Source organism: Patescibacteria group bacterium, assembly GCA_018817085.1.
Classification (GTDB): domain Bacteria; phylum Patescibacteriota; class WWE3; order CG2-30-40-12; family CG2-30-40-12; genus CG2-30-40-12.
Genome location: JAHIUT010000046.1, coordinates 1 through 4,927, shown reverse-complemented (window position 1 = coordinate 4,927; position 4,927 = coordinate 1). Strand labels below are relative to the sequence as shown.

6 protein-coding genes are annotated in these 4,927 nt (G+C 41.3%); 1 reads left to right on the top strand and 5 read right to left on the bottom strand.

The window, feature by feature from the left end; genetic code table 11:
• Positions 1–37 precede the first annotated feature (37 nt).
• Entirely contained in the window at positions 38–310 is a 273-nt protein-coding gene (locus KJ678_03225; protein ID MBU1017142.1) for a hypothetical protein, read from the bottom strand.
• A gap of 117 nt (positions 311–427) precedes the next feature.
• On the opposite strand from KJ678_03225, the gene KJ678_03220 reads away from it, so the two are divergent.
• Positions 428–700 (top strand): hypothetical protein, encoded by a 273-nt coding sequence (locus KJ678_03220; protein ID MBU1017141.1) that lies wholly within the window; start codon positions 428–430, stop codon positions 698–700.
• Between the two features lie 189 nt (positions 701–889).
• On the opposite strand, the gene KJ678_03215 is transcribed toward KJ678_03220, so the two are convergent.
• The 4 genes from KJ678_03215 to KJ678_03200 form a co-directional block, all read right to left on the bottom strand.
• Positions 890–1,126 carry a hypothetical protein gene (locus KJ678_03215; GenBank protein MBU1017140.1) on the bottom strand — a complete coding sequence of 79 codons (237 nt, stop codon included), beginning with the start codon at positions 1,124–1,126 and terminating at the stop codon, positions 890–892.
• Positions 1,127–1,568: 442 nt separating this feature from the next.
• Positions 1,569–2,057, bottom strand: coding sequence for a GNAT family N-acetyltransferase (locus tag KJ678_03210; GenBank protein ID MBU1017139.1), 489 nt, complete (start codon positions 2,055–2,057; stop codon positions 1,569–1,571).
• A 233-nt stretch (positions 2,058–2,290) separates the two neighbouring features.
• A complete protein-coding gene (locus tag KJ678_03205; protein MBU1017138.1) occupies positions 2,291–3,559 on the bottom strand; it encodes a radical SAM protein in 1,269 nt (422 codons plus the stop codon).
• A 350-nt stretch (positions 3,560–3,909) separates the two neighbouring features.
• Positions 3,910–4,927 (bottom strand): glycosyltransferase family 4 protein (locus KJ678_03200; GenBank protein MBU1017137.1); only part of this gene is annotated, 1,018 nt, incomplete at its 5' end.

Below are 4,927 nucleotides of genomic sequence, written 5' to 3'. Positions count from 1 at the left end.
TTTTGTTATTTTTTTTAATCATGAGGGGTATTTTAACCTAAAATTGAGGCTGATGCGCATATTTTATTGTATTAAAGGGAAGAAGTGCCAATTTTATCAACCATTTTTGATACGGCGCCCACAAATCTCCAGAACCAAACCAACTTTGAAGCTCGCTATCCGCACTATCCCTCCACGAGGTGTCGTACAGATCGTCATCCCCACCACCTCTACCTTCGTGGTCATTCCTAGCCTGATGCCACGCATCAGAAACTTCACGAGAATCCACACCCGTATCCTGCGCAGCGTCCGAATCCGAATATCTCGTCATGTCATTCCTCTCCTTTTGTCAAATCCAACTATTCGGGTAAAGCTACTCTTAAAAGGAATTATAACCTACAAAAGAGCTTTTGACAACTCAACAAAGTTAAACTATTATATAATTAATATGATTGACAAAGAAAAATTTATTCTACTTGTACAAACAGGGGCGATTTCAAACGATATAAGATTAAAAAAACATATCGCGATGGATGTGGTAAATTGCGCTATGGAAATGCCCGATAATCTTTTCACAAAGACAAATCACTCGGAATTTTTATATGCGGCGGAATTGCTGGATTTTGAATACGGCTTGTTTGACAAAAACGACGAAGAATATCCCAAATGGATTAAAAAATACTGGGATTGGAAATCAAAACGACATACAGATAAAAACTAGCGTCTTCATCTCCATTCTCCTTTCCCGTATTGGGGCCTGATCCCCGAAGTAGCTGCGACCCTTGTGGTCGCCCACACTACACTTGGCAGGGACAAGCCCTGCGGCTACACAACGGACATTTTTCAAAACCGGACAAGTATTCAAAAAACTAATACTATCCTACCACACTTTTCCACAAAATGCAAGTTTCTAAACCTTACCCACAACTTTATTCACATCCGTTAACCCAATTCTCACATACATAACATTCTTTGGTTCCACATAATATATAAATTTGTCGGATACTTTTATGTACCCTCTACTCCCCCACTCTTTTTTTGTTAGTTCCCAAATCTCTTGAGCTTCCTCAAGCGAAGGAAAAAATCCATCCAACATTATTCTATGTCCATTTTTTAAAATTATTGAAACTGTATAAGATGTTTTCATTTCCATAATATTACAGGGAGGACGAAAGTTAGACTCGCATCCTCCCCTATTTCATACGGGGTAGTAGATTATCTCACTCGTCGTCCGCGTACGGGTCGTAGTTATCCTCGTCGCTGTCAAAGTAGTCAGCGCCGTAGCCCGTTTCATCCCTTCCTCCTCTCCCTGATTTAGGGGCTTGCCCGCCTACGGCGGGTTAGTCCCCTTTGAATTTTGTCATTGCGAGGAGCTTTGCGACGAAGCAATCTCATCGGGATTGCTTCGTCTCTCGCCTGCGGCGCGTTCCTCGCAATGACACACAATTTTTCAAAAAACGGACAAGTATTCAAAACTAACAATAATCCTACCACACTTATCCACAATTTGCAAGTTTCGCAAATGTCCCCCTTTGTCACACAAGTACCACCCTGCCTACGGCAGGCAGGTTCCGAAGTGGTACTTGCACTCACCCAATTACCTTCTCCATCTTTATCATTTTAATAAACTGCTCACTCAATACAAATTTTATACCCCCTACTTTTCTAAAACCCAAACCTTTATAAAAAACTACCGCCTTAAGCGTTGAATTTAAAAATATTACCTTTTGGCTGGACTTGATAAATTCCTTCTCTATGTATCTATAAAATTTATTACCAATACCTTTTCTTTGAAATTTAGGACTAACTTGAATTTGAAAAAGGGTTTTATCTTTTGTAGAATACTGGGCAAAACCGACTATTTCTTTATCCAGTTCACACACAATCCATTCTGTATTATTGAATTGTCCCAAAACATTTTCGAAGCTAATCGTATCTGCCCACTCTTTAATAACATCAACCGTGTAAAATTTGGAATTTATTTTTAAAACGCAATCTTTATGAATAGAAACAATCTTTGGAATATCCGCTATAGAGGCTTTTCTTATGATAAGTTTATTCGTAAATTCTAAAAGCATAACACAATATTATTATCAAAATGAAAATGGGTTTGGAATATCCCTCCTATATTCCAAACCCACGCGGTACTGCCTCAAGAACGGGATTAGCTGCCGTGCTTCTTGCCACAGCCGCCATCTTGAGCACAGCAACCTGGATGCGACATCCCAACAACCTTCTTCCGACGAGCTGTCTTCTTCCATGTCACCACCAGCTTCTTCACGACGATCACCCCCTTCCTTTCACAGTTTAGTTAGCAAACTTCCACCTCAACATCCTCCATAATCACATCGGCTATATGAGGGTTTTCAGCCAGCATTAGGAGAAGCTTTGGCAAAAGCTCATGCTCTACAGAACAGGTAAAGGCGGATTTTCTAACAGGCAAACCCGATTGCCATATATTTGCCATAGGACAACCGCCTTGGCAAAGAAGCCTAAAGTTGCATCTGCTACACCCCCCACCATACTTGTTAAAATGCAACTCCGCAAGCTTTTCTCTCCTCTCCTCGTAAATTTCCCATCCTAGTTCACTAATCTTACCACATACAACCAAATCTGCATAAGGGTCGGATGGCCTGGCAACTTCGACACAAGAGGTTATTAAACCATGCGGGGTAACAATAATATTTCCCCTGGGCATCCCACAGTAGTATCCCGCTGAAGGCTCTGTGAAAAAACCAGTGTCTACTTTTACATTTAGGCCATGCTCCACTACATATTGAACCACATCCAGCAAGGCTCTTGCAAACACTTTAGGCTTCGGCACCAAAACCTTACCAGACCTTGAGACATCTGTTGATAACATTGGTTCCATCTTGACCACTTGAACACCCAAAGAAACAATATCGTCCACAACCGACCTCATACCAACAACTCCTTGGGCCGTGACGATACATTGAACTACAGAGTCAAAACCGGCTACAACAAGTCGCTTTATATTGCCCCGCACAGTTTCCCAAGAAGAACTTCCGTCAGCGTAGGGTCTCTGCAAGGTATGGAATGGCCCATCATAAGATACTCTTACATTGGCATCCTGTTCAACTAACCACTCGAACACAGCCTCATCAAAAGTCCCATTAGTGACAACATGAACAGCCACTTCTTCAAACATTGCTCGCGCTAACTGAACACCCTCTTTGACTGTTTCAAACCCCAGCAAAGGTTCTCCACCACCAACAAGGTAAATGTCCAGATAATCAAAACCTTTACTCTCACCAACCGCCCGCAACGACGCGACAGCATACTCAAGCGGTAAGTATTCTTTGGTTTCCCCACCCAACGCATAGCAATACACACAACGTAAATTGCAGTCAAAGGTGGGTATCCAAGACAGTTTGGCCCCTGTATTGGGAGAAGGGAGCAATTCTCCCGACTGGCTTAGAACATTCTGCATTTCCTCCTCAACCAAAACCCTCATATCCTCTTCACAAGCGTTCAACCCATAAACAATTCTCCCGGGACTTACTACAGCATAATTCTTAACCCCAGGAAGCTTGATAACACAAACATTTGGGGTTTTCATCTCCCTTTCTCCTTTCCTGTATTGGGGTCAGACCCTCCAGGGTCTGTACCCCTATTGGCATTTTCCCCTCTCGTCATTGCGAGGAGCTTTGCGACGAAGCAATCTCATCGGGATTGCTTCGTCGCTCGTTACACTCCGCTCCTCGCAATGACGAACATTTTTCAAAAAACGGACAAGTATTCAAACAACTGAAATTAGTTTACCACAAAATGCAAATTTAACAAAGGAGTCTCCTTGTACAAGGAAACTCCTTAGTCTAGACAGTTTTGCAAATGTCCCCCTTTGTCACACAAGTCCCACCCTGCCTACGGCAGGCAGGTTCCGAAGTGGTACTTACAAGTGCTACTTCTTTAGCCCTTATAATAAGAGTCTAACTTCCTCGCTAAAGCATTCCAGCTAAAGTTTTGTTCTATGTTTTCTATAGTTTCTTTATCTACTACTGGAGTTTTTTTCAAGATATTTTTAATCTGTTCGGCTAAATCCTTCGGGTTCCTGTTTGCGGGAAAAGTGTATCTTTCAATCTCCTTTGATATTTTAAAACCACTTACTAAAGCCGGTTTGCCACAAGATAACGCTTCTAGCACAACCTTCGGATAACCCTCGTAATTAGAAGGCATCACAAAAATATCGGATGTTTGATATACAAACGGCATGCTTCTGTAGGAAATGTTATTTATAAACCTTACTCTATCAAACACCTTTTCTCTCTCCGCTAGTTCGTTTAATCCCTTCGCGTTTCCCGCCCCAGCAAATACCACCCTATACTCTTTCGGCAAATATTTTAGCGCTTTTATAACCAAATCCGGGTTTTTTCTCCCAACAAGCGTACCCGAAAACAGCACAGTCTTTCCCCTTCTCATTTTCCGATTTACCGGTTTAAATAGATTCATATTTACACCACTTCCTAAAAAATAAGTCTTTGATGGGTCAGCCCCATAATATTTTTGCGCCTCTTCTTTTACAGATTCGCTAACACAAAATATCTTATTCGCAACCCTTACACCCAAATAATCCGATAATTTATGCAACGGCCACTCAAAATTCTTTGTCCAGAAACCAACTGATGTATTCTTTATTCCTAATTCTTCTTCCCTACCCTTAGCCGTTATATGTAAATGCAAATAATATGGGGTTTTATCAAGCCACCCAAACAAATATTTATACATATGAAAATATATGGGTAGGTGCCCATGACCGTGTATAATGTCAACTTTATTCCCAAGAAGCCTGTACACAAAATAACCCAGTAAAATTGTGGGGGCGGTAGTAAGGAAAATACTAAACCTTGCCAATTGCCTAGGAAATCTTATTATTTTAACTCCTTTTTGATGGACTTTATTGCTCCTTAATCCCGCGCAAAATATAACC

Coding starts and splice junctions, on each gene's coding strand:
- KJ678_03225 (MBU1017142.1), bottom strand. CDS start 310: ATGACGAGATATTCGGATTCGGACGCTGCGCAGGATACGGGTGTGGAT.
- KJ678_03220 (MBU1017141.1), top strand. CDS start 428: ATGATTGACAAAGAAAAATTTATTCTACTTGTACAAACAGGGGCGATT.
- KJ678_03215 (MBU1017140.1), bottom strand. CDS start 1,126: ATGAAAACATCTTATACAGTTTCAATAATTTTAAAAAATGGACATAGA.
- KJ678_03210 (MBU1017139.1), bottom strand. CDS start 2,057: ATGCTTTTAGAATTTACGAATAAACTTATCATAAGAAAAGCCTCTATA.
- KJ678_03205 (MBU1017138.1), bottom strand. CDS start 3,559: ATGAAAACCCCAAATGTTTGTGTTATCAAGCTTCCTGGGGTTAAGAAT.